Consider the following 22,494-nt stretch of genomic DNA (forward strand, 5'->3'; position numbering starts at 1 on the left):
TCCGCGTCCGCTTCGCTGCCGCTCCGCCGGTGGATGACGAAGGCAGGAAACCGTCCCTCGCCGCCAAGCCTACGCGGCTGATTGTGGCAGCACGAAAGGCACGCTTGCCTCGGGCAGCGCGCCGACCTTCAATCGGCAGTCGAACACCTTCTCGATCAGGGCGTCGTTGAGCACGTCCTTGGGCGAACCGGCGGCTGCCAGTTGGCCGCGATGCAGCACGAACATGCGGTCGGCATACATGGCGGTCAGGTTGAGGTCGTGCAGGATGGCCACTACGCCGCCGCCCCGCCGGGCGAAATCGCGGGCGATGTTCATGATGATGAGCTGGTGCTTGACGTCGAGGCTGGAGACTGGCTCGTCGAGGAACAGATAGCGTGGCCTGCCCGCCAGCACCGGCGCCCACACCTGGCAGAGCACGCGGGCAAGCTGCACCCGTTGCTGCTCTCCGCCGGAAAGCTCCTGGTAGAAGCGCCCGGCAAAGCCGTCGAGATCGACGCGCGCCAGCGCCCGTTCCGGCAGGCGCGCATGCTCGCCTGGCAGCACGCCCGGGCACCCGCCGATCAGGCCGAGGCGAACGATCTCGCGCACGGTGAACGGGAAAGATAGCGTCGTGGATTGCGGCAGCACGGCGCGAAGCGTCGCTGCCTCCGCCGGCGTCATTGCGGACACGCTATAGCCATTGAGCGTGACCGTGCCGGTATAGGCAAGCTCGCCTGTCAGCGCCTTGAGCAGGGTCGTCTTGCCAGATCCGTTCGGCCCGACGATTGCCGTCACCTCGCCCGGCCGCGCGTCGAAATCGACATGAGACACGATGCGCTTGCCGCCAAGTGCCACCGAAATGCCGCGTGCTTCCATCATCGGCGGCTCACAGATCGACGATGCCGCGCTTGCGCAGCAGGATCCATAGGAAGAACGGCGCGCCGGCGACGGCCGTGACGATGCCGATCGGCAGTTCGGCCGGTGCGACAATGGTGCGGGCGACCGCATCGGCGAGCAGAAGCAGCGAGGCGCCGAGCAAGGCCGAAGCCGGCAGCAGGTAGCGGTTGTCCGGACCGATCGCGAGGCGCAACAGATGCGGCACGACGATGCCGATGAAGCCGATACCGCCGCTCACCGCAACCGAAGCGCCGACCGCCGCCGAAACGGCGACGATTGCCGTGTATTTCAGCCGCTGCACCGGAATGCCGAGATGGCCTGCGGTCGCCTCGCCGAGCGCCAGCGCGTTGAGACCGCGCGACAGGAACGGCATCGTCGCCAACGCGAGCACTATCGCCGGCCCGACGGTGCCGATCTTCGGCCATGTCGCCCCGGCGAGCGAGCCGAGCTGCCAGAACGTCAGGTCGCGCAACTGCCGGTCATCAGCCATGAAAATCATGACGCCGGTGAGCGCCATGGCGAGGGCTGCAATCGCCAGCCCGGCAAGCAGCATCGTGGCAACCGATGTCCTGCCCTGACGCGTGGCGACGGCATAAAGCAGCAAGGTGACAGTCATCCCGCCGAGGAACGCGGCCAGCGGTAAGGCGAGCGTGCCGAGGGCCATGGTGACGGGCGCGAACCATGTCGTGCCGAGCACGATGATCGCCACCGCGCCGAGGCTGGACCCGGCCGAGACGCCGATCAGGCCGGGATCGGCAAGCGGGTTGCGGAACAATCCCTGCATCACAGCCCCGGAGACGGCGAGCGCGGCGCCGATCAGCACGCCGAGGAGGATGCGCGGCAAGCGGATGTCGTAGACGATCAGCTGATCACGAGCCGCGAGTGCCGGATCGGCGGGCACGGTCCCGGTGAGCCAATAAAGGACAACACCCAAGCCGGACGCGTCGGAAGCGCCCGATATCAACGACAGGAGCATGGACAGTGCAAGGGCAAGCGTCAAAAGCAGGATGACCGTCCTGGCCCGCGCGGAGCGGTCGCCATCGGCTGCCATCGCCACCCTGCCCGCCGCGCCCGCGATCGACTGGTCCGCCATGACGGCCGGTCAATCCGTGACCTGATCGCCGTAGAGCGCGACCGCAAGGTCATGAATGGCTTCGGCCGTGCGCGGCCCGAAACCCAGGAGATAGCCGCCATCCATGCTGATCACCTTGCGGCCAGCACCCGCCGGTGTCGAAGCGATCGAGGGGTTGGCGAACAGCTCGTCTTCCGAAATCGGCCGTCCGGCGTTCTTCATGGCCAGGATCACGTCCGGCCGGGCGGTAACGATGGCCTCGTCCGACATCTGCTTGTAGCCGGAGAACCCCTCGACGGCGTTGATCGCGCCGGCAAGCTTGATAATGCCGGCGCCCGCCGTGTCGCTGCCCGCGGCCAGTATCTTGCCGCCCTGAGTCGACAGCACGAACAGGATGCGCTTGCGCTCCTTGATTGAAGCCGTCTGCTTCTCGGCGGCCTTCAGCTTCGCGTCCATGTCGGCCGCCAGTTTCTCGGCCTTGGCGTCGGCGCCGAGCGCCCTGCCGACAATGCGGATCTTTTCGAGAATGCCGTCATGGCTGTAGTGCTCGGGCACTTCGATGAAGGGCACGCTCGATTTCTTCAGCACGTCGACCGCTTCCTTCGGCCCGCTGCCATGGAGCGCCAGGATGCCGCTCGGATTGACCGACAGAACGCCCTCCGGCGACAGCGCACGCATATAGCCGACATCGGGCAGTTTCAGCGCGGCCTTGGGGTAATAGCTGGTCGAATCGCGGGCGACGAGATGGCCCTCCTCGCCGAGCGCATAGACGATCTCAGTGACCGAGCCGCCGATCGATGCGATCCGCGAGGGATCGGAGAACACTGTTGTACCGTCGTTGGCTCTGGCCGGCAAAGCCGCGAAAGCCAGAAGCACGCTGAGTACGGGCGCCAGTGTCAGGCGGGAACGAGAAGCAACGCGCATTGGGTTCTGCCTCATGCCGCGGTCGGGCTGGGAACGCGCGGCAGGTTTTCGGCGAGGAAGCGCCAGTCCTCCCGCTCGCCCTCGCCTTCGTGCCGCTTGCCGAAGAACTGGATGATCATGCCGCCATTGGCGTCATATGCCTCGAGCGAGGTGACATGACCGTCGTTGGTCGGCTTGCGCACCGCCCAGACTTCATGGATGTGATCGGTCCTGAGATGCAGGTGGAAGCTGTCGTCGAGCACATTGATCCATGGCCCCATCGGCTTGACCGACCTGACCGGGCCGGAATGGATCTGGATGCAGCCGCGGTTGCCAACGAAGCACATGATCGGCATCTCGCCTTCCGCTGCGTGGTGGAACATGGCGCTGACGGCGTCATTGTCGAGCAGCCATGCATAGTCCTGGCCGACCATACGCACCGCCTCGCGGCGGCTGAGTTTGAGGGTCTTCAGCATGCCGAAGAACTGATGCACGTCCGTCAGCCGGCTCCAGCGATCGCGCAGATCATCGATGCTGGCCAGCGGGCCTTGGGCCTCCCCCTCGCCTTCCGCAGCGCTTTCGGCAATCGCGATCGTCGGTTCCTGGTTCGATGATTCCAGGCTCGCCACCAATTTTTGATAGGCATAGAGATTGGACGCGGGGCGCAGATGCACCTTGTGCACCGCCTCGCCAGATGCGTCGAAGAACTGCAGGCTGCGGCGGATCTCACCACTGTCCCGCTTGTCGACGGCGAAGCCATGCGCCCACACTTTCGGGAAGATGCGCAGGTCGATGTTCTCGCCGAGCACCATGGCATTGTGGTTGCCGGTGACGACCTTGTCGTAGACCCCGATCTTTTCGTGGACGGCGCCTTCGTTGCGGGTCAGCGCCATCACCTCGCCCACTGCGTCAAGGCCGGTCAGCAGATCGCTGACACGCGGCTCGATGCGCACCGCGCCATGCCCGCAATGAGCCGCGACCAGTTCGGCTTCCGAAATGCCGAGTTGGGCTGCAAGATCGCGCTCGCGCATCTTCGGATTGTCTTCCCGCGCCCGCCGGATCTCGTCCGGCGAGAGTGTCACGCGCTGATCCATGTCTCCACCTGCCTGCTGTTGTCTGCTCGTCCTTGGCCGGCTGATCTAGTTGTTGAGGATCAGCTTGCCCTGGCGGGTGATCTTCAATCGGTAGAGCGCGCCGTGATGCTCGATGCCGATCTCATGTTCGCCCTGAAACAGCGTGTTGCTGGAGAGGGTGCGCACCGCCATCGGTACGCGCTCGAAGCGCGCCCGCGCGTCGTCGGAACGGCGCGCGCGATAGCGGAAGTCATGCGGATTGTGCGTGTTCATGGTCGGTCCCTTTCCTCTGCCGGCCCCTTCTGCGGCGGCCTCGTAAAATGGTGATTCAATTCTTGACTATAAAACTCATGTTTATTAGTCAGTGCATTACCGGAGTGAATGAGTCAACATTTATGACGCCGGACATGATCAAAAATGCGAGCGAGCGCCGTGCCAGCCAGCAGCGAGCCTGAATATTGGAGCTGGGGCATGGGGCTGGGGAATTGGGGACGGACGGGCCAGGCGAACGCAGGCGCAGGCTACCGATCGAGTGCAAAGACAACCGCCATATTGATGGCCGGAGCAGCGGCAGTCGCGCTCATCATGCCGGCTGCGAAAGCGCAACAAGCGGCGCAGCCGGCGACCGACCAGCCGGCCGCTGAAACGAAGAATGCCGACCAGCAGGCCGCCGACGACACGACGCTGCTCGACAAGATCCTGGTCATCAGCCGCACCGGCGAAACCGCGATCCAGTCGCTGGCTTCGGCCAGCCACGTCGACCAGGAGCAGCTCGAGCGCCGCATGGCGACCACGCCGAACGAGATGCTGCTCGGTGTGCCCGGCGTCACCGTGCAGGCCGACGCGCGGCGCGTCAGCTCCAGCATCAACATCCGCGGCCTGCAGGATTTCGGCCGCGTCGCGGTGATCGTCGACGGTGCGAGGCAGGATTTTCAGCGCTCAGACCACGGCACCCAATCGACCTTCTATATCGATCCCGAACTCGTCAAATCGGTCGACGTGATCCGCGGTCCCGTCGCCAACACCTACGGCTCCGGCGCCATCGGCGGCGTCGTCTTCTTCGACACCAAGGACGCCGAGGATTTCCTGAAGCCGGATGAGACCTGGGCCGCCTCCGTCACCGGGCGCTACGAGAGCAACGGCAACGGCTGGACCACCAGTGCCAGCGGCGCCTACCGCTTCAACGAAAACTGGGATGTTCTCGGCAACATCGTCTACCGCAACTACGACGACTACAAGGACGGCGGCGGCGACACTGTCGCCGGCACCGGCTTCGATGTGCTGAGCGGGCTTCTCAAGACCACCATCCGCCCAAGCGAGAACAGCGAGCTGAAGCTCGGCTGGGTCGGCTCCAGCGATGGCTGGACGGAGACCAGCGGCGGCGTTCCGGCGAACGATGTCGACCTGAAATCCAACACATTCACGGCCCGCTACAACATCACCGACGATGCCAGGAGCTGGCTCGATCTCCACATCAACGCCTCTTACAACAAGACCGACCTCGACCTGACGACGCTGATCCCGCAGAACCGGTTCGACCCAATTACCGGCCTTCCCGTGGTGCTGCCGGCCGGCTCGTTGTCGACATTCGATGTCGGCACGACTGGCATCGACATCTGGAACACGTCGCGCTTCGACACCGCCGGCATCGCGCATGAGCTGACCTACGGCGGCGACTGGGTCGGCGACGATGTCGAGACAGGCGGCACGGCCGGCGGCGACAGCTTCTACACGCCATCGGGCAAGCGCAACGTCTCCGGCGCCTACGTCCAGGACAAGCTGACCTGGGACTGGCTCGAGGTCATCACCGGCCTGCGTTACGACAGCTACAGCCTGAAAGATTCCGACAGCGAGACATCCGGCGACCGGCTGTCGCCGCGCATCACCGTCGGCGTCTCCCCTTTCGAAAGCCCCAGCCTGGCCGGCCTGCAGTTCTACGGCACCTACGCGGAAGGCTATCGCTCGCCCTCGCTCACGGAGACGCTCATCAGCGGCAATCATCCGGCCGGTGTCACCTTCCCGTTCCTTCCCAATCCCAATTTGCGGCCCGAGACCGGCAAGACCATCGAATTCGGCGTCAATTACAAGCAGGATGATATCCTTGAGGCCAGCGATGCGCTGAGGCTGAAGGCCGCCTACTTCCGCAACAATGTCGACGACTACATCGATGGGGTCGTGCTGTCGGCGTTCGATCCGACCAGCGGCTGCCCATTCGGACCCGGCATTCCGATCTGCTTCCAGTATCAGAACTTTGCCAAGGCCAAGATCGACGGTTTCGAACTGGAAAGCGTCTACGACGCCGGCTGGGGCTATGCCGGCCTCTCCGCCTCGATCATCGACGGCTACACGATTTCGTATGAAGGCGAGCGGGCCGACCTCGCCACGATTCCGTCTTCGCAGGTCACTGGCCAGCTTGGCCTTCGCTTCCTGGAAGACAAGCTGACCGTCGGCGGCGAAGTGCAGTACAATGGCAAGCCCAAGGGCAATCCGGTCGCCAAGGACTACACGCTGGTCAATGCCTTCGCCAGCTACCAGGCGACGGACAATCTCAAGCTCGACTTCCGCGCCGACAATCTGTTCGACGTCAAATACACCAACCCGCTCAACGGAAGCACGACTGCCGTCCTTTACGAACCCGGCGTCACGCTGAAGCTGGCGGCAACCATGCGTTTTGGAGGCTGACCGGAAATGCCACGTTCAACGACATCGCTTCGTCTCCTGATCTCGGTGCTGGCGATGTCGCTTGGCCCGGCGCCGGCGTGGACCCAATCCACGCCGGCGGCGGCCCCAGTGCAGACATTGAGCTTGGAACTCAATGCCGCGCAGCCCTCGGACAAGGGCTGCCGGCTGACCTTCGTGGTCAACAACGCCCTCGGCTCCGACCTGTCCAAGGCTGCTTTCGAGATCGCGCTGTTCAACGAGGCCGGCGTCGTCGACCGCCTCACCGTGCTCGACTTCAAGGACCTGCCCGCCGGCAAGACAAAGGTCACGCGCTTCGACCTTGCCAGCGCCGATTGCGGCAAGCTCAGCCGCGTGCTGATCAACAGCGCGGCCGAATGCGCCGGCTCGGGCATCGACCCGGCAGCCTGTTTGCGCAGGCTGAAGACCTCGACCAAGACCGGCATCGCTTTCGGGGTCTGACAAGCGGTGGGGATCGAGCCGGCATTCGCGCGCGACGCCATCGCCTGGCCTCTGGCCGGCAGAGGCTTTCCGCCGCTTGCGGCAAGCGATCTTGATTTGACAATTTGTGACTGGTCGCGGCAGCTTTCGGCCCGCGCCATGCAGGACACCACCGAAACTTCCGACACCAGCAGCGAATTGACGGCAGCTCCGGGCGAGCCTCTAGCGCGACCAAGCGCGCCGGAGAGGAGCTTCAAATGGGGTGCTGCGATCGGCGCGTCGGGCTCGCTCCATGCGGCATTGGCGGCCGCGTTCTTGATTGCGCCTGCCGCAACGTTGGACTTCCAGGACGCCATGAACGCGGAAGGCGCCGATCGAGCGGGCTCGAGCGTAGTCGGCAGCGCCACGGATGGGCAATTGCCGGGCTCGGTCAACGTTTCCCTGGTGCCTCCGCAACCGGCTAGACCTCAGCCGCCTGCACCGTCAGTCAACGCTTCTCAGCTACGACCATCGACGGCCGTTGTCTCTCAGCCGGCAGCGCAACCCCTCAAACAGCCACGTGCGGCCACTGACATATTGGCTGCCGGAACGACGCGAAGTGATCTTCAAAGCCCCGCTCCGACAAGCGCGGCGGCAGTGCCTCCAACCAGCAATCGGAAAGCGCTGAACCCGACTACACGGGTCAGCCGCCCATCCCAACGGCAAGGCCGAGCGCATCACAAGGATCCGGCTCCGCAAGCAGGACAGCCGACGCGCGCGGCACTGCGGACGGCAAAGAAGTCAAAGCGTCGATCGCCAGCAAAGGCAAGGCAAGCACTGCGACTGGCGACGCGGCCAAGTCGCGATACAGCGGCGAGGTCGCGAACAAGCTTGCTCGGGCAAATCGTCGGGTTTCGAAAGCGGCGCAAACCAAGGCCCGGAACAACGCCACCGTGAGTTTCGTGGTTCTCGCCAACGGCAGCGTCACGGAGTTGCAACTCGCCAAGAGCTCGGGCTCGCCCGAACTCGATCAATTCGCCTTGAACCTGGTGCGTCAGCAGGCCCCCTTTCCGCCCATCCCGCCGGAGATTGGGATTTCAAGCTGGCGCTTCAGAGCCCCAATAGGCCCGTACGGAACGGCCGATCAGTAAACATCGCCAAGGAACATTCAATGTACATCGCCATGAACCGCTTCAAGGTCCAGAACGGCTCGGAGGAAGCCTTCGAGGATGTCTGGAAAAGCCGGGACTCCAGCCTCTCCGAAATGAAAGGCTTCAAGGAGTTCCACCTGCTGCGCGGCCCGGTCAACGAGACCGAAGGCTATACGTTGTTCGCCTCGCACACCGTCTGGGCGAGCCAGGAAGATTTCGTCGCCTGGACCAAGTCGGAGAACTTCCGCGCCGCCCATCGCAACGCCGGCACCACCAAGGTGCACTATCTCGGCCATCCCCAGTTCGAGGGCTTTTCGGTCGTCGAAGGCGCCTGATACGCGCCTCCGACAAACGAGATCGTTCGAGTTGGCTATGCGGCCGCAAGCAGGCTGGCATTGCCGCCAGCCGCCGTCGTATCGACGCAGACCGCGCGCTCATGCGCATAGGCGGCCGGGTTGAGCACCTCCGTGACCACCGGCACGATCGGGCCGGCGCGCTCGGCAATGACCTTGCGCACGACGCGCGATGTTTCCGGCGTGCCGGAGAAGGCCACGACATCGACCTTCAGCGATCGCGCCTCGACCGGATCGGGACGGCCGTCGATCGCGGCGAGCGGCAGGCCCTTGCCGGTCAGCGCCGACAGTGCCGCCGGTGCGCCTGGGGCAACCGCCAGCACCGCATTGCCGGCGGCTAAGGCCTGGATTGTTTGCGCAAGCAAGGTGTCGGCATCCGGACCGAGGCAGAGCACCCGGCCGCGCGGCGACAGCGACAGCGTGTTGGCCTCACCGGTTGGACCCGGCAGATCGACCTGGCCGAAATCGAGGCTGGCGGCAGCGGCGATGGCCGCGGCGCCCTTGCCACGTAAATGCTTCCGCAGGATCGCAACGCGGTCGGGCCGCGCCGACCAGCCGCCCAGCGTCGGATCCGGCAGATTGTCGGCGAGCTCGGTGGCAGTGACCTTGTGGCCTTCGCCAAGCTCGGTGCCGGCCTCCGGTCCTTTGCGGAAGCGCCGCAGATAGTGCGGGCCGCCGGCCTTCGGCCCGGTGCCCGACAGCCCCTCGCCGCCGAACGGCTGCGACCCGACGACGGCGCCGATCTGGTTGCGGTTGACATAGATGTTGCCGGCATGGATGCCGTCGACGAAGTGCTGGACACGGCCTTCAATGCGGGTGTGCAGGCCGAAGGTCAGGCCGTAGCCCTTGCGGTTGATGGCGGCAATGACCGCATCGATCTCGTCGGCATCGAATGTGGCGACGTGCAGCACCGGGCCGAACACCTCGCGCTCCATCTCCTCGATGCCTTTGACCCGCAAAACATGCGGCGCGACGAAGCGGCCGCTCTTCGGCGCTTCCAGCTTGGCGACGAGGCGGCCTTCCAGCCCCTTCTTGATGCAATAGTCGCGGATCGAGCCTTGCGCCTCCTCGTCGATGACTGGACCGACATCGGTCGAGATCAGCCAGGGATCGCCGACATTCAGCGCCTCCATCGCGCCCTTCAGCATTTCCAGCATCTTCTTCTCGACGTCCTTCTGGACATAGAGGATGCGCAACGCCGAGCAACGCTGGCCGGCGCTCTGGAAGGACGACGCCAGGATGTCGCGCACCGCCTGCTCGGGCAGTGCGGTGGAATCGACGATCATGGCGTTCAAACCACCGGTCTCGGCGATCAGCATGGCGTCGTGCGCGGCGGTGTCGGCCAGTTGCTTCTCGATCAGCTTGGCGACCTCGGTCGAGCCGGTGAAGCACACGCCGGCAATGCGCGGGTCAGCGGTGAGCGGCGCGCCGACCGTCGGGCCATCGCCCGGCAGCAGTTGGATGACATCCTCCGGCACGCCGGCCTGGCGCAGCATCTCCACGGCGCGGAAGGCGATCAGCGGCGTCTGCTCGGCGGGCTTGGCAATCACCGAGTTGCCGGTCACGAGCGCAGCCGCGATCTGGCCGGTGAAGATCGCCAGCGGGAAATTCCACGGCGAGATGCAGACGATTGCCCCGCGCGCCTCGGTACCCGCCTCGGCACCGGCCGCCTCGGCCGCGTAATAGCGCAGGAAGTCGACCGCCTCGCGCACCTCGGCGACGCCGTCGGCGAGCGACTTGCCGGCCTCGCGGGTGGCGAGCGCGAAGAACTCGGCGGCATTGGCCTCGTAAAGGTCGGCGGCGCGGTTGAGAATCGCGGCGCGCTCGGCGACCGGACGCTTTGCCCAGGCCGGCTGCGCTTCGACCGCGATGCGCACGGCGGTCGTCACCTGCTTGGCTGCTGCCTCGTGCACCGTGCCGACGATCTCGTCCGGCTTGGCCGGATTGATGATCTTCCGCTGCTCGCCATAGCCTGCAGCGCGTGTAACCGGCTTGGCATGCCAGCGATCCGGTCCGGCAAACTCGGCTCTGGCCTTCTCGATCGCGGCGAGCGTGACGATATCGGTGATATCGTATCCCTTGGAATTGCGTCGTCCACCGCCGAAGATTGCGGCCGGTCGGGCGATCGCGGGATTCGCGGCCGCGCCCTGGCTTTCCACCGTCTCCAGCGGATCGCGGGCGATCTCCTCCGGCTCGACCTCCTCATCGGTCAGTTGATGCACGAAAGACGAGTTGGCGCCGTTTTCCAACAGCCGCCGCACCAGATAGGCGAGCAGGTCCGAATGCGCGCCGACTGGCGCGTAGATACGGCAGCGGGTCCTTTCGGCCTGTCGCACCGTCTCGTGCAGCGCCTCGCCCATGCCGTGCAGGCGCTGGAATTCGAAGGAATCGCGATCCTTTGCCATCGAAAGAATGGCGGCGACCGTGTGCGCATTATGGGTAGCGAATTGCGGATAGATGCGGTCGGTCATCGACAGCAGCTTCCTCGCACAGGCGAGATAGGAAACGTCGGTGTTGGCCTTGCGTGTGAAGACGGGATAGCCGGCAAGGCCAAGCGTCTGCGCGCGCTTGATCTCGGTGTCCCAATAGGCGCCCTTGACCAGCCGCACCATGATCTTGCGGTCATGCTTTTTCGCCAGCGCATGGAGCCAGTCGATGACGAATGCCGCGCGCGGCCCGTAAGCCTGGACGACGACGCCGAAGCCATCCCAGCCGGCGAGTTCCGGCTCGGCCAGCACGCGTTCGATCACGTCGAGCGACAGATCGAGGCGGTCGGCTTCTTCGGCGTCGATGTTCAGGCCCATGCGCGAATGCCGCGCCGCCAACGCCAGCGAAAGCAGCCGCTCGGCCATGACCGGCAGCATCTTCTCTTTCTGCGCCACCTCGTAGCGCGGATGCAGCGCGGAGAGCTTGACCGAAATGCCGTGGTTGTAACGGATGTCGGGCCCGTTCGAACCGGCGTCCAGCGAGGAGATCGCATCCGCATAGGCCTTGTGATAGCGCAGCGCGTCTGCCTCGGTGCGGGCCGCCTCGCCCAGCATGTCGAAGGAATAGAGATAACCCTTCTGCGTCATCGACCGGCCGCGCTTGACCGCCTCGGCGATGGTGCGCCCGAGCACGAACTGCTCGCCCATCTCGCGCATCGCCGCCGCCACTGCCTTGCGGATAACCGGCTCGCCCAGCCTGCGCACCATGGCGCGCAGCGTGCCCTCGATACCGCCCTCGCCTTCGTCGAGCACGCGGCCGGTCAGCATCAATGCCCAGGTCGAGGCGTTGACGAAGATCGAGCTCGAGCTGCCGGAATGCGACGACCAGTCATGCGGCGCGATCTTGTCGGCGATAAGATCGTCCATCGTCTCGGCGTCGGGGACGCGCAGCAGCGCCTCGGCCAGGCACATCAGCGCCACGCCTTCCTTGGTCGAAAGGCCATAGGCCGACAGGAACACCTCCATCAGCCTCGGATCGGTAGAGCCGCGCACCGCGCGCACCAGATCGGCGGCCCGGGCCGAGATCGCCTTCCGGTCGGCCGCCGACAGTTCTGCCGCCTCGGAGAGCCGTTTCACGGCCTCGTCTTCGTCGGGAAGGTAGTTGGAACGGATCTGCTGGCGGATGGCATCGAGCGGCATGTCGGGTCCATAGGGCGAGCGTTGGGGGTCGATCTGGCGGGCGCCGGACCGAATGGCGCAAGCTAGCACAATTGGAAATTTCAGCCGGTCCAAAGAAGTCGACATGGCAGTCCGTTTGAACTATCATGAGCGTTCAATTCCCTTCAGTTCGGCCACGACATTGATGACTGCAGATCAATTGGACCGCATCGATCGCAACATACTGTCGGCGCTCGGACGCGACGGCCGGCTTTCCATGTCGGAGCTGGCGGGCAAGGTCGGGCTGTCGAAGACGCCGGTGCAGGCACGGGTGAAGCGGCTGGAGAAGGACGGCTACATAAAGGGCTATCGCGCGGTCATCGATCGCGAGCGCATGGGTGAAGGCCACGTCGCCTTTGTCCAAGTGAAGCTGTCGGACACCCGTTCGGCAGCGCTGGACGCTTTCAATCGCGCGGTGCAGTCGGTGCCGGAGATCGAGCAATGCCACATGATGGCGTCGAGCTTCGACTATCTGCTGAAGGTTCGCACTACCGACATAGCCGCCTATCGCCGCGTGCTCGGCGAACGCATCTCGGCGCTGCCCCACGTCGCCCAGACCTCGACCTTCGTGGCGATGGAGACGGTGAAGGATCGCTAGGCTACTGCGAGAGGGTCTTAAGGAACGCCACCAGCGCCGCCAGCTCGCGGTCCGAGAGCTCAAGGGGATGTATCTCAGATGTCCCCTCGACACTCGTCGGCGCCTTCGAGTAGTGCGCGACCACCTCGTCGAGCGACGCAAGCTGTCCGGCATGCATGTAGGGTGGACGGGTGGCTGCTCCGCGCAGCGACGGCGTCTTATAGGCGCGCACGAGTTGAGGCCCATCCTTGACCATGAAACGCAGCTCGCGGCAGGCGCTGGCGTCGCCGTCACGGAACTTGCCGAAGCAGTTGAACGGATCGGCCGCGACCTGCGCGACCGCATCGACCCGGCCGCGATCCGGAGGCAGGTCCTTCACCGGCGCCACACCCGTATTGTGGAAAGAGTTATCGGTGAAGCGCGGCCCGTTGTGGCAGGTGACGCAATTCGCCTTGCCGATGAACAGCTTCAGCCCGAGGATTTCCTCCGGCGAAAACGCGGCATCGCCCTGCGGTTCGGTGCCGGTCGCGACATCGATGGCGAAGCGGTCGAAACGCGTCTGCGCAGGCTCGATCGACCGCTCGAAGGCCGCGATCGCCTTGCCGATATTGGCAAAGACGCGGTTGACGTCGTCGGCCTGGTTGGCGGGCATGGCATTCCACGCCGCCTTCTCCGCCTCAGTGCCGAGCGGGCTGGCATTGGCCGGCACGGTGGAAAGATCGGGAAGCGGCCCGAAGATCCGCTCGTAGCGCTCGCCGAACCGGTTCTTGATGTAATGCGCGAAGGCGGCGCGGTTTCCGGCCTGCTCCAGCGGGTTTTCGAGCGGCGTCAGCGCTTGTGCCCACAGGCTGTCGCGCCGTCCGTCCCAGAAGAACCATGGATCGCGCGCCACGCCGGCGAGCGGCATGGTGCGCCGGTTGGTGTGGCCGACGCCGACCGCCCGCGGCAGGTCGTCCTGAAATTGGCGGTCGATCTTGTGGCATGTCGAGCAGGACACCGTGCCGTCGCGGCTCATGCCGACATCGAAGAACAGGGTCGACCCGAGCGCGGCCGCCGCCGGCACGTCGGCATATTGGTTCGTGCTGTCGGGCTTAGGCGCCGGCAGCGTGTTCAGCGCCAGCGATGTGATGGTCTTCTTCTCGGCATCGCTGAACTGAGGTTCCTTGCAGCCGCCAAGCAAGGCGAGCGCAGCCAGGGCGGCCAGGCTTGCGACGCGGGCGAGACGCCTCATCGGCCGCTCACAACACGATGTTGAAGACGACGGAATCAGATCCCGCCGCCGCCGAGATGGCGAAGCGCAGCTGCCACCAGCCGCTCATGGAGAATTTGACGCCGTCGATGCGATATCGGCCAGCTCCCAGATAGTCGGTCGCCTGCGGACTGGTCGGCAGGCCGTGATTGTGCTGCGGCATGCCGCCGGAAACGGTGATGGCGGCACCCTCGACCGGCGCGCCGGCGGCGGTCTTCAGCGTCAGCAGCCACGACTGCAACTCGCCCTGCCGGATCACCCCACGCTCCGGTTCGAAGCTCGCGACGAACAGGCCGCTCGCCGTCTTCTTCGAACGCGCCGTCTCCGGTCCAGGCGCGGGTCGCGGCGCCGTCAGATAGACCACGGCCAGGATGCCAACGAGCAAGGCGGCCAGACCGAGGCCTGCGAGAGTGTAACGCCATAGTGATGCCAAACCGGTTCCTCTTCGGCTGATAACGTCACGGGCCGCATGCTGCGTCCCGCCCCTGCCTGTGGGAAATCGCTTGTGGCGCAAAAATCGGCCTCAGCCAAGCATGGCGCTGCCGATTGCAAAAAGCTACAGCAACAAGGCATCAGGAGAAAAGAGTCACATGGCTGCCAGAGGTGTCGCGTCGATCGGCGAATGCATGCTTGAACTGTCGGGACAGGCAGGCCCGAATTGGCGCATGGGCTTTGCCGGTGACACCTTCAACACATTGTGGGCGCTGCATGCGCTCACTCCAGAGCGCCCCGCGAACTATGTCTCGGCCTTCGGCGATGATCCCTTCTCCAAAGAGCAGATTGAATTTTTCGCTCAAAACGGCATCGGCATCGGCGACAGCCCGGTCATTGCCGGTGCAAGGCCGGGCCTCTACGCCATCACCCTCACCGGAGCCGAGCGTGCCTTCACTTACTGGCGAAGCGATGCGGCGGCGCGGCGGCTCGCCTCCGACCCGGCCGCATTGACGAAAAGTCTTGCAAACCAGGCTCTTGTATATTTTTCCGGAATCACTTTGGGAATTCTGGACGATGCGGCGCGCAAGACTTTGCTCGCGGCTATTGCAACGGCTCGCGCGGCTGGCTCGCTCGTTGCTTTCGATCCCAACTATCGCCCCCGGCTGTGGCAAAGCCGCGAGGCGGCTCAGGCCGCAGTCCTGGAAGCGCTCGCCGTCACCGACATCGCGCTCCCGACTTTCCCTGACGAGCAGATGCTGTTCGGAGACGAGACGCCGCAAGCCACCGCCGAGCGTCTCGAGAAGCTGGTCAATGAGGTTGTCGTCAAGAATGGCGAGCAGCCGGCGTTGGTTGCCGTGAACAAAGCATCGCAATCGGTTGAGGCAGTCCATGTCGCGGCGCCGATCGACACGACCGGCGCCGGCGATTCCTTCAACGGTGGCTATCTCGCCGCGCGGCTGGCCGGCGTTGCGCCGACCGGCGCGGCTCGACGCGCACACCAGGTAGCTGCCGCTGTCGTTCAGGTGCGCGGTGCGCTGGCGCCGTTCGAGACGCTGACAGCTGCCTTTGAGCACTGATATCTGTTGGAACCGAAGCGGAGCGTACTTAGCGCACGTCAACACCGGAAGCGCAGGAAGCCGCCATTCGCAGGCCGACTTCAATAGGCCTCAAGGCAGGCGGAAACGAAACTCCGTCACCTGATGATAGATCTGCCCCGGCCACAGCGTGGCCTGCGGGAAATAAGGCCGGTTCGGCGCGTCAGGCCAGGCCTGCGCTTCGAGGCAGAAGCCCGAAAACGGTTTGTAGCGGCGTCCATCGAGCCCTGGCGATGCGGGGGCCACATACTGGCCGATATAGAGCTGCAGGCCGGGCTCGGTGGTCCAGACCTCCATCTCGACACCGGAATTGGCGCCTTGCGCCCAGGCCGCCTGGTGGAGTGGTCCACGGCTGGAGGCGAGGCAGAAATTCACATCATAGGGAAGCTGCTCGCCTTCCGTTTCCATGCGCAACGGCCGCGCCTGGCGGAAGTCGTAGGGCGTGCCGTCGACAGGCTTCACCACGCCGGTCGGGATCATCTCGCCATCGACGGGAGTGTAGGCTCCGGCATTGAGCATCAGCCGATGGTCGAGGATGTCCCCGGCCCCGCCATCGTCGAGATTGAAGTAGGAGTGCTGCGCAAGGTTGCAGAGCGTCGGTTCCTCGCAGGTCGCGGTCAGTTCCATGCTGAGCGTGCCGGGAATCTTCAGCCGGTAGGTGCAGGTGACATCCAGAGCGCCGGGAAATCCCATCGTGCCGTCCGGGTCGTGCAGCGTCAGCGTCACGAAATCGCGGCCATGCAGCGAGACGGTCCATGGGCGCCGGAAATATCCCTCCGAGCCACCATGCAACGTGTGCTTGCCGAGGAAGTTGGGCTCGGTCTGATAGCGGTTGCCGGCGATGGTGAAGCGGCCGTCGCGGATGCGGTTGGCGTAGCGGCCGACCACCGCGCCGAAGAAGGCGCGGTCGGTTTCGTAGGGCTCGAAACGGTCGTAGCCCAGAACCAGCGGCGCGTCATGGCCGGCGAGCCGCAGATCCTGGATGATCGCGCCGAGCCCGATGATGTTGGCGGTCAGCCCGCCGCCGCGAATGGCAAAGCGGCGTACGTCCTCGCCAGTCTGCGTCGTGCCGAAGACCTCGCCGTCCTTCATCGCCATGCCCGAAATGTCAGTTCGTTGATCCGTCCGAAAAATGCGCGGCAGTTTTCCGTCCGGAGTTACGTAAGCAGAAATACGCGCAACGGGTCGGCGTTTCTACCAAAAGCTGAGCCGCTCTGCGCCGGCTGTCCGAGGAGGGCAGGCCAAGCGCCTGCCCCGCCCCTGGCTAATGTCAGAGCCCGAGGCCGCCGATGCAGACATACTTGGTGTCGAGATAGTCCTCGATGCCCTGATGCCCGCCTTCCTTGCCGAGGCCCGATTCCTTGACGCCGCCGAACGGTGCCTCGGGCGTGGTGATCAGGCCTTCATTGACGCCGACCATGCCGTATTTCAGCCCTTCCATGACCCGGAAGGCGCGGCCGAGATCGCCGGTGTAGAAATAGCAGGCCAGGCCGAATTCGGTTTCGTTGGCGAGCGCGATCGCCTCTTCCTCGGTCTCGAACTTGAACACCGGAGCGACCGGCCCAAAGATCTCTTCCTTCATGAATCGCATCTTCGGCGTTGCATTGGCGATGACGGTCGGCTGGAAGAACGAGCCCCCGAGCGCATGGCGCTTGCCGCCGGCAACGACCTTGCCACCCTTCGACGTCGCGTCGGCGATCAGTTCCTCGACCTTCTCGACCGCTTTCTCGTCGATCAGCGGCCCTTGCTGCACGCCCTCCTCGAGGCCGGACCCGACCTTCAGATTGTTGCTGGCGGCGACCAGCTTCTCGACAAACTTGTCATAGACGCCGGCCTGGACCAGGAAGCGGTTGGTGCAGACGCAGGTCTGGCCGGAATTGCGGTATTTCGCGGTGATGGCGCCGGTCACGGCGCGGTCGATGTCGGCATCGTCGAAGACGATGAACGGCGCATTGCCGCCGAGTTCCATCGACACTTTCTTGACGGTCACCGACGACTTCTGGATCAGCATTTTGCCGATCTCGGTCGACCCGGTGAAGGTGATCTTCGACACCAGCGGATTGGCGCAGATCTCGTCGCCGATCTCGCCGGCCGAGCCGGTCAGGATGTTGATGACGCCCTTCGGGAAGCCGACCTCCTCTGCGAGCGCGCCCCAGGCAAGGCCCGAGTAAGGCGTCTGGGAGGCGGGCTTGACCACTGCCGTGCAGCCGGCGGCCAGCGCCGGGCCGAGCTTGCGGGCCAGCATCGAGGACGGAAAATTCCACGGCGTGATGGCGGCAATGACGCCGACCGGCTCCTTGGTCACCAGGATGCGGCGGTCGCCCCACGGCGACGGCACGATGTCGCCATAAGTCCGGCGGCCTTCCTCGGCGAACCACAGGATATAGGATGCGGCAGAGCCGATCTCGCCCTTGGACTCGAACAGCGACTTGCCCTGCTCGATGGTCAGCAGCTCGGCAAGCACATCCTGATTGTCCATCATCGCGTCGTGCAGTTTGCGCAGGAGCTTCGAGCGCTCGAGCGCGGTCGTCTTGCGCCAGCTCTTGAAGGCTTCGTCCGCCGCCTCGATGGCGCGGCGGGTTTCAGCCTTGCCGGCTTTCGGCACGGTGCCGATCTTGAGCCCAGTGGCCGGGTTGATGACGTCGACGGTCTGGCCGCTGTCGGCCTGCACCCATGCGCCGTTGATGAGGTTGGCCTGGCGCATGAAATGGCTGGTTTTCTGAAGCATGATCTGGCCTCCGTTCGGCGCGCTGATCGGGCCGTTCTTTCTCGATATTCGGTGAGCGTGCAGGGCCGCACGCTGGCGCATGCTCTTACCTAGGGAAAGCCCGGCAAGCAATCATAAGATGGCATATAGGGGTTGGGCCAGCAAAAACGAGCGCGCCTGGCTGTCGGGTCCTATCCAAACACATGAACGACCACGGTCAGCCAGATGGACGTGGTGAGCACCGCGCTGGCCGTGGCGATGGTCATCTGGTTTGATGCAAGCGCCTGGCCGGTGTTGAACTGGACAGCTATGAGATAGGAATTGATGCCCGAAGGCAGCGCAGCTGCGACCACGGCGACTTTCGCCGTAAGTGGCGGCAGGCCGAGCAGCCACACAAATGCCAGCACCAGCGCCGGCATCACGAAGAGTTTCAGCGCCGACAGCGCCAGGGCCGGTCGGACGTTGCCGGAGATTCCGAAGCGGCGCAGGCTAAGACCCATGGCAAACAACGCCACCGGTCCCGCCGTACCTGCCAGCGCGTCGACCAGCCGTTCGACAAAATTCGGAAGCGGAGCGCCGGTGACGCGCCAGGCAAGCCCGGCAAGAATGCCGATGATCAGCGGATTGACGAACAGCCGACGCAGGAAACTCTTCACGATACGCAGCGGATGGACGGTCTTCCCATGGCCGCGCCCGAACATCTCGAACAGCACGATCGAGGCCATCATCATGATCGGCAGATGGACCGAGACCAGCAGCGACAGCACCTCGAAGCCGCCCGGGCCGAATATGCCGAGGATGAAAGGGGCGCCCAGCAGCACGACATTGGAATAGGCCGAGGAAACGCCGCCGACGATGCCGGCGCGGGCATCACGGCCGAAGATGCGCGTCGTGACCAGGTGACCGGCAGTCCAGGTGGCGGCTACCGCCGCGAAATAACTGCCCCAGAGCGACCATGGCGTCACGCCATGGAAATCGGACTTGACCATGGTCTGGAAGAGCAGCAGCGGCATCGCCACGTTGACGGCGAATTCGGATATGCCTTCACCGCTCACCGGCTTCAGATATTCGGTAAGCCCGGCTAGATAGCCGAGCGCCACGAGACTGAAGACGAATAGGACGGTTTCGACGAGCGGAGACATTTTTCCCGTGATAGGCGAGGCCCGATCGCGGTTCAATCGGCCAATGGAGTCGCCCTGCAGTGCTCTGCTTGTGTTTCGAACGGCTTTGCGGTCCCTATATGCCGATCATGGTTCCGGCCTCTCGGGCCGCCATAAGGACTTCTCATGCTGCGACTTGCCCTGGCGCTTTTCCTTTTGATCGTTCCGAACCTTGCCCGAGCAACCGACGCGGGCTGGGCGCTGCTGCGCGACGGCGGCCACATCGTGCTGCTTCGCCATGCCTTTGTGACCGGCACGACCGATCCAGCCAATTTCGACATTGCCAAGTGCCCGACGCAGCTCAACCTGTCGGCGCGCGGCCAGCAGCAGGCAAGCCGCATCGGCGCTCTCTTCGCCGCGCGCGCGGCTCCCATCGAGCGTGTGCTCTCCAGCCGCTACTGCCGCTGTCTGGACACGGCCCGCATCGCTTTCGAGACCGAGCCGGAGCCGTTCGCCCCGCTCGATCTGCTCAAGACCGACCCGGCGCAGAAGGCCGCTCAGCTTGCCGCGGTCATGGCTGAGATCCGTGACTACTCAGGTTCCGACAATCTGGTGCTGGTCACGCATCTGGAGAACATCCTCGCCCTGACCGGCATCGCCCCGCGCGAGGGCGAAGCGGTGGTGGTGGCGCCGGAGGGGGACGGGCTCAAGGTTCTGGGGCGAGTCACTTTCTGACAGCATTGGTGTCGCGCCCTCCGCCTCTGTTGCTTAACAGCCACACTCGGAAGAAGCCGCGAACTCGCCGCCACAATGCCACTTGCGACAACCCGTCGCAGGGTCTATAGGCGCGCTCCCGGTCACGAAAACCGAAGCGAGCACAGCGGTTGGAGCTTTTGTCTCCGCCCGCGCAGCCGGCTCTGTCGCGCTGTGTACGGCGCCGTTTCGGGTGTTGGGATCTGCGGGTGTAGCTCATGGAGAGCGCCGGAGTTGGCTCCGGAGGCAGGGTTCGATTCCCACACCCACGACACGGATAGCTCAGCTGGGTAGAGCATCAGACTCATAATCTGAATGTCGAAGGTTCGAATCCTTCTCCAACGGCCAGACAAGGCGACACCTTAGGGTGGTGTTATCTGGAAAACGGTCCGGGGACCGGAATGCGAGGACGTCAAGGACGGCAGGGCTTCGGCCTCGCCGGGTCGCGATTTCCTGCGCCATCGGCGCGCGGCCAGGCCGCGGTGACGATCAAGGCGCGGCAGCGCCGGCAAGGGAGGCTCAGCCTCCGGCGCCCGCCCTGCCGCCCCGTGATCCGCTCCCGAAGGCCCGCCTCGCGCCGATGCCACCGGTCCCCGGATCAATCGTGCCCGGGACTGGAAAGGGACGATCGAAACGAGAAACGAAAGGATGATCGACGCATGACGTGACGCCTCGCATGGGGCCATGCCCGACAGGAGTGAAGACAATGAAGACCATTCTCGAGAAGATTCTTGGACGCCAGCGCGTCCTCGTGAAGGAAAATGAGCGTGCCGTCGCCCTCTACAAGGGCGAAATCCAGGCTGTCCTGATGCCGGGCGAACATTGGCTCGCCAACCGGCGCCACAACCTGGAAGTCTCCCGGCACGACCTGAAGAATCCGGAATTCGTTTCGGCCTACGAGAAGGCGTTGTTCGACAAGCTCCCGGACGTGGCCGCGCGTCACTTCACCGTCGTTCGCACCGGGCGCGCGGATGTCGCCGTCATCGAGCGTGACGGCAACCTCCATGCCGTTCTGGCGCCGGACCGCAAGCTCGTGCTGTGGACCGATGCCGGGCCGTGGAAGGCGACGCTGCTTGATACGTCGTCCGATCTTGCGATCGATCCGGCGGTCATGCGCCGGCTCGGCCAGGCCCGGAAGACGGAACTGGTGTTCCTGCATCCGGTGGTGGACGGCCAGGTCGGGCTGCTGTTCGTGGATGGTGTCTACGTTCGGACGCTTGCCGCGGGCGTGCACGCCTTCTGGAATGTCGGCCGCATGGTCCAGGTGAAGGTCGTCGACACCAAGCGCCAGTCGCTTGATGTCGCCGGGCAGGAAATGCTGACCAAGGATCGCGTGACGATCCGCGTCAACATCGCCGCCGAATACCGGGTGGTTGACCCGGTGACGGCGGTGAGCACGGTGAAGGACTTCTCCGAGGCCCTCTATCGCGCCCTGCAGTACGCCTTCCGCAAGACGCTTGGCGCGCTCACGCTCGACCAGATCCTCGACAAGAAGGTCACGGTCGACGAGGAAGCGGCGGCCAAGGTGCGCGCCGACATGGCCGTGATCGGGGTCGAGGTCAGCGATATCGCTCTCAAGGACGTGATCCTGCCGGGCGAGATGCGCGAAATCCTCAACCAGGTGGTTTCGGCCGAGAAGCAGGCCGAGGCCAACGTCATCCGCCGCCGCGAGGAGACGAACGCGACGCGTTCGCTGCTCAACACGGCCAAGGTGATGGCCGAGAACCCGGTGATGCTGCGGCTGAAGGAGCTCGAGGCTCTCGAGGCCATTGCCGGCAAGGTCGAGCGTCTGACGGTCCACAACGGGACCGGCGGGCTGCTCAACGACCTGGTCAAGCTCCGCGACGGCTGAGCTGACCGACCATCAAATGGGGGCCGCCGGGCAGACCGGCGGCCCTTCTTGCGCTCCGAGAGCCGGCATCCCACCTGCGCCCGGCGCATCAGGCCTTTTCCTGCCCGGAAAAACCGATTAGACAGCGCCAAAACCAGATGCGGACAGATTCCGCCCGCAACCGAAGGAAAAGCCCTTGTCCACGACGTTCGACAAAGTCGCCAAGATCATTGCCGACACCAGCGAGATCGATATCGACACCATCACGCCCGAAAGCCATACCATCGACGATCTCGGCATCGACAGCCTCGATTTCCTCGACATCGTCTTCGCCATCGACAAGGAATTCGGCATCAAGGTGCCGCTCGAGAAGTGGACGCAGGAGGTCAATGACGGCAAAGCCTCGACCGACGACTATTTCGTCATGAAGAACCTCTGCGCCAAGATCGACGCTTTGGTCGCAGCCAAGGCCGCCTGAGGCGGTTCGGGCGCGGTCTTGAGCTGCGCGCCGCATGAACCCCAAAATTCGGCTACGAATGGGAGGATCATGCGCAAGATCGAAAGCAACCTAACTCAC

At 64.5% G+C, this 22,494-nt stretch carries 20 protein-coding genes and 1 tRNA gene; 10 read left to right on the forward strand and 11 right to left on the reverse strand.

Annotation, left to right across the window (positions count from 1 at the left end):
- Positions 1-69: 69 nt before the first annotated feature.
- The 5 genes from EN818_RS22785 to hemP are packed head-to-tail and all read right to left on the reverse strand — an operon-like array spanning position 70 to position 4,197.
- Positions 70-858 (reverse strand): heme ABC transporter ATP-binding protein, encoded by a 789-nt coding sequence (locus EN818_RS22785; protein ID WP_095807151.1) that lies wholly within the window; start codon positions 856-858, stop codon positions 70-72.
- A 7-nt stretch (positions 859-865) separates the two neighbouring features.
- Positions 866-1,969: an iron ABC transporter permease gene (locus tag EN818_RS22790; protein WP_095807150.1), complete on the reverse strand. Its 1,104-nt coding sequence runs from the start codon at positions 1,967-1,969 to the stop codon at positions 866-868.
- A 9-nt stretch (positions 1,970-1,978) separates the two neighbouring features.
- On the reverse strand, positions 1,979-2,872 hold the full coding sequence (locus EN818_RS22795; RefSeq protein WP_245420401.1) for a hemin ABC transporter substrate-binding protein: 894 nt from the start codon (positions 2,870-2,872) through the stop codon (positions 1,979-1,981).
- A gap of 11 nt (positions 2,873-2,883) precedes the next feature.
- Positions 2,884-3,945, reverse strand: a complete 1,062-nt coding sequence (locus EN818_RS22800; protein ID WP_095807148.1) for a hemin-degrading factor — start codon at positions 3,943-3,945, stop codon at positions 2,884-2,886.
- Positions 3,946-3,990: 45 nt separating this feature from the next.
- Complete coding sequence (gene hemP / locus EN818_RS22805; protein WP_095807147.1) at positions 3,991-4,197, reverse strand: hemin uptake protein HemP; 207 nt, start codon at positions 4,195-4,197, stop codon at positions 3,991-3,993.
- A gap of 198 nt (positions 4,198-4,395) precedes the next feature.
- Here hemP and EN818_RS22810 point away from each other — a divergent pair, with 198 nt between their 5' ends.
- The 4 genes from EN818_RS22810 (at position 4,396) to EN818_RS22825 (ending at position 8,509) form a co-directional block, all read left to right on the forward strand.
- Complete coding sequence (locus tag EN818_RS22810; RefSeq protein ID WP_129553893.1) at positions 4,396-6,606, forward strand: TonB-dependent hemoglobin/transferrin/lactoferrin family receptor; 2,211 nt, start codon at positions 4,396-4,398, stop codon at positions 6,604-6,606.
- Between the two features lie 6 nt (positions 6,607-6,612).
- Entirely contained in the window at positions 6,613-7,065 is a 453-nt protein-coding gene (locus EN818_RS22815) for a hypothetical protein (RefSeq protein ID WP_095807146.1), read from the forward strand.
- 770 nt (positions 7,066-7,835) lie between these two features.
- Entirely contained in the window at positions 7,836-8,174 is a 339-nt protein-coding gene (locus tag EN818_RS33775; protein ID WP_245454888.1) for an energy transducer TonB, read from the forward strand.
- Between the two features lie 20 nt (positions 8,175-8,194).
- The gene (locus EN818_RS22825; RefSeq protein ID WP_095807145.1) at positions 8,195-8,509 is read left to right on the forward strand and encodes an antibiotic biosynthesis monooxygenase; all 315 of its coding nucleotides are present in this window, start codon (positions 8,195-8,197) and stop codon (positions 8,507-8,509) included.
- A gap of 35 nt (positions 8,510-8,544) precedes the next feature.
- Here EN818_RS22825 and putA read toward each other — a convergent pair whose 3' ends face one another.
- A complete protein-coding gene (gene putA, locus EN818_RS22830; protein ID WP_095807144.1) occupies positions 8,545-12,153 on the reverse strand; it encodes a bifunctional proline dehydrogenase/L-glutamate gamma-semialdehyde dehydrogenase PutA in 3,609 nt (1,202 codons plus the stop codon).
- A gap of 163 nt (positions 12,154-12,316) precedes the next feature.
- On the opposite strand from putA, the gene EN818_RS22835 reads away from it, so the two are divergent.
- Positions 12,317-12,769, forward strand: a complete 453-nt coding sequence (locus tag EN818_RS22835) for an Lrp/AsnC ligand binding domain-containing protein (RefSeq protein WP_095807143.1) — start codon at positions 12,317-12,319, stop codon at positions 12,767-12,769.
- A gap of 1 nt (position 12,770) precedes the next feature.
- On the opposite strand, the gene EN818_RS22840 is transcribed toward EN818_RS22835, so the two are convergent.
- A complete protein-coding gene (locus EN818_RS22840; RefSeq protein WP_095807142.1) occupies positions 12,771-13,979 on the reverse strand; it encodes a cytochrome c peroxidase in 1,209 nt (402 codons plus the stop codon).
- Between the two features lie 7 nt (positions 13,980-13,986).
- Complete coding sequence (locus tag EN818_RS22845) at positions 13,987-14,430, reverse strand: FixH family protein (protein WP_095807141.1); 444 nt, start codon at positions 14,428-14,430, stop codon at positions 13,987-13,989.
- 157 nt (positions 14,431-14,587) lie between these two features.
- Here EN818_RS22845 and EN818_RS22850 point away from each other — a divergent pair, with 157 nt between their 5' ends.
- The gene (locus EN818_RS22850; protein WP_095807260.1) at positions 14,588-15,508 is read left to right on the forward strand and encodes a sugar kinase; all 921 of its coding nucleotides are present in this window, start codon (positions 14,588-14,590) and stop codon (positions 15,506-15,508) included.
- 90 nt (positions 15,509-15,598) lie between these two features.
- Here EN818_RS22850 and EN818_RS22855 read toward each other — a convergent pair whose 3' ends face one another.
- From EN818_RS22855 to EN818_RS22865, 3 genes are all read right to left on the reverse strand, one after another.
- Positions 15,599-16,624 (reverse strand): aldose epimerase family protein, encoded by a 1,026-nt coding sequence (locus EN818_RS22855; RefSeq protein WP_095807140.1) that lies wholly within the window; start codon positions 16,622-16,624, stop codon positions 15,599-15,601.
- A 172-nt stretch (positions 16,625-16,796) separates the two neighbouring features.
- Positions 16,797-18,254, reverse strand: coding sequence for an NAD-dependent succinate-semialdehyde dehydrogenase (locus tag EN818_RS22860; protein ID WP_095807259.1), 1,458 nt, complete (start codon positions 18,252-18,254; stop codon positions 16,797-16,799).
- Between the two features lie 170 nt (positions 18,255-18,424).
- On the reverse strand, positions 18,425-19,375 hold the full coding sequence (locus EN818_RS22865) for an AEC family transporter (protein WP_095807139.1): 951 nt from the start codon (positions 19,373-19,375) through the stop codon (positions 18,425-18,427).
- 144 nt (positions 19,376-19,519) lie between these two features.
- On the opposite strand from EN818_RS22865, the gene EN818_RS22870 reads away from it, so the two are divergent.
- The 4 genes from EN818_RS22870 to EN818_RS22890 all read left to right on the forward strand — a co-directional run bounded on the left by EN818_RS22870 (position 19,520) and on the right by EN818_RS22890 (position 22,395).
- Positions 19,520-20,068 carry a histidine phosphatase family protein gene (locus EN818_RS22870; RefSeq protein WP_095807138.1) on the forward strand — a complete coding sequence of 183 codons (549 nt, stop codon included), beginning with the start codon at positions 19,520-19,522 and terminating at the stop codon, positions 20,066-20,068.
- Positions 20,069-20,360: 292 nt separating this feature from the next.
- Positions 20,361-20,434, forward strand: a tRNA-Met gene (locus EN818_RS22880).
- Positions 20,435-20,792: 358 nt separating this feature from the next.
- Positions 20,793-21,938, forward strand: a complete 1,146-nt coding sequence (locus tag EN818_RS22885) for a slipin family protein (protein ID WP_165350022.1) — start codon at positions 20,793-20,795, stop codon at positions 21,936-21,938.
- A 175-nt stretch (positions 21,939-22,113) separates the two neighbouring features.
- Positions 22,114-22,395, forward strand: a complete 282-nt coding sequence (locus EN818_RS22890; protein WP_095807137.1) for an acyl carrier protein — start codon at positions 22,114-22,116, stop codon at positions 22,393-22,395.
- Positions 22,396-22,494: the final 99 nt, after the last annotated feature.

It is taken from the genome of Mesorhizobium sp. M3A.F.Ca.ET.175.01.1.1 (assembly GCF_004791945.1).
Lineage (GTDB): Bacteria > Pseudomonadota > Alphaproteobacteria > Rhizobiales > Rhizobiaceae > Mesorhizobium.

What these genes read in the sequence shown, in the direction of transcription:
- EN818_RS22785 (WP_095807151.1), bottom strand. Translation starts at nt 858, where the DNA reads ATGATGGAAGCACGCGGCATTTCGGTGGCACTTGGCGGCAAGCGCATC.
- EN818_RS22790 (WP_095807150.1), bottom strand. Translation starts at nt 1,969, where the DNA reads ATGGCGGACCAGTCGATCGCGGGCGCGGCGGGCAGGGTGGCGATGGCA.
- EN818_RS22795 (WP_245420401.1), bottom strand. Translation starts at nt 2,872, where the DNA reads ATGCGCGTTGCTTCTCGTTCCCGCCTGACACTGGCGCCCGTACTCAGC.
- EN818_RS22800 (WP_095807148.1), bottom strand. Translation starts at nt 3,945, where the DNA reads ATGGATCAGCGCGTGACACTCTCGCCGGACGAGATCCGGCGGGCGCGG.
- hemP (WP_095807147.1), bottom strand. Translation starts at nt 4,197, where the DNA reads ATGAACACGCACAATCCGCATGACTTCCGCTATCGCGCGCGCCGTTCC.
- EN818_RS22810 (WP_129553893.1), top strand. Translation starts at nt 4,396, where the DNA reads ATGGGGCTGGGGAATTGGGGACGGACGGGCCAGGCGAACGCAGGCGCA.
- EN818_RS22815 (WP_095807146.1), top strand. Translation starts at nt 6,613, where the DNA reads ATGCCACGTTCAACGACATCGCTTCGTCTCCTGATCTCGGTGCTGGCG.
- EN818_RS22825 (WP_095807145.1), top strand. Translation starts at nt 8,195, where the DNA reads ATGTACATCGCCATGAACCGCTTCAAGGTCCAGAACGGCTCGGAGGAA.
- putA (WP_095807144.1), bottom strand. Translation starts at nt 12,153, where the DNA reads ATGCCGCTCGATGCCATCCGCCAGCAGATCCGTTCCAACTACCTTCCC.
- EN818_RS22835 (WP_095807143.1), top strand. Translation starts at nt 12,317, where the DNA reads ATGACTGCAGATCAATTGGACCGCATCGATCGCAACATACTGTCGGCG.
- EN818_RS22840 (WP_095807142.1), bottom strand. Translation starts at nt 13,979, where the DNA reads ATGAGGCGTCTCGCCCGCGTCGCAAGCCTGGCCGCCCTGGCTGCGCTC.
- EN818_RS22850 (WP_095807260.1), top strand. Translation starts at nt 14,588, where the DNA reads ATGGCTGCCAGAGGTGTCGCGTCGATCGGCGAATGCATGCTTGAACTG.
- EN818_RS22855 (WP_095807140.1), bottom strand. Translation starts at nt 16,624, where the DNA reads ATGGCGATGAAGGACGGCGAGGTCTTCGGCACGACGCAGACTGGCGAG.
- EN818_RS22860 (WP_095807259.1), bottom strand. Translation starts at nt 18,254, where the DNA reads ATGCTTCAGAAAACCAGCCATTTCATGCGCCAGGCCAACCTCATCAAC.
- EN818_RS22865 (WP_095807139.1), bottom strand. Translation starts at nt 19,375, where the DNA reads ATGTCTCCGCTCGTCGAAACCGTCCTATTCGTCTTCAGTCTCGTGGCG.
- EN818_RS22870 (WP_095807138.1), top strand. Translation starts at nt 19,520, where the DNA reads ATGCTGCGACTTGCCCTGGCGCTTTTCCTTTTGATCGTTCCGAACCTT.
- EN818_RS22885 (WP_165350022.1), top strand. Translation starts at nt 20,793, where the DNA reads ATGAAGACCATTCTCGAGAAGATTCTTGGACGCCAGCGCGTCCTCGTG.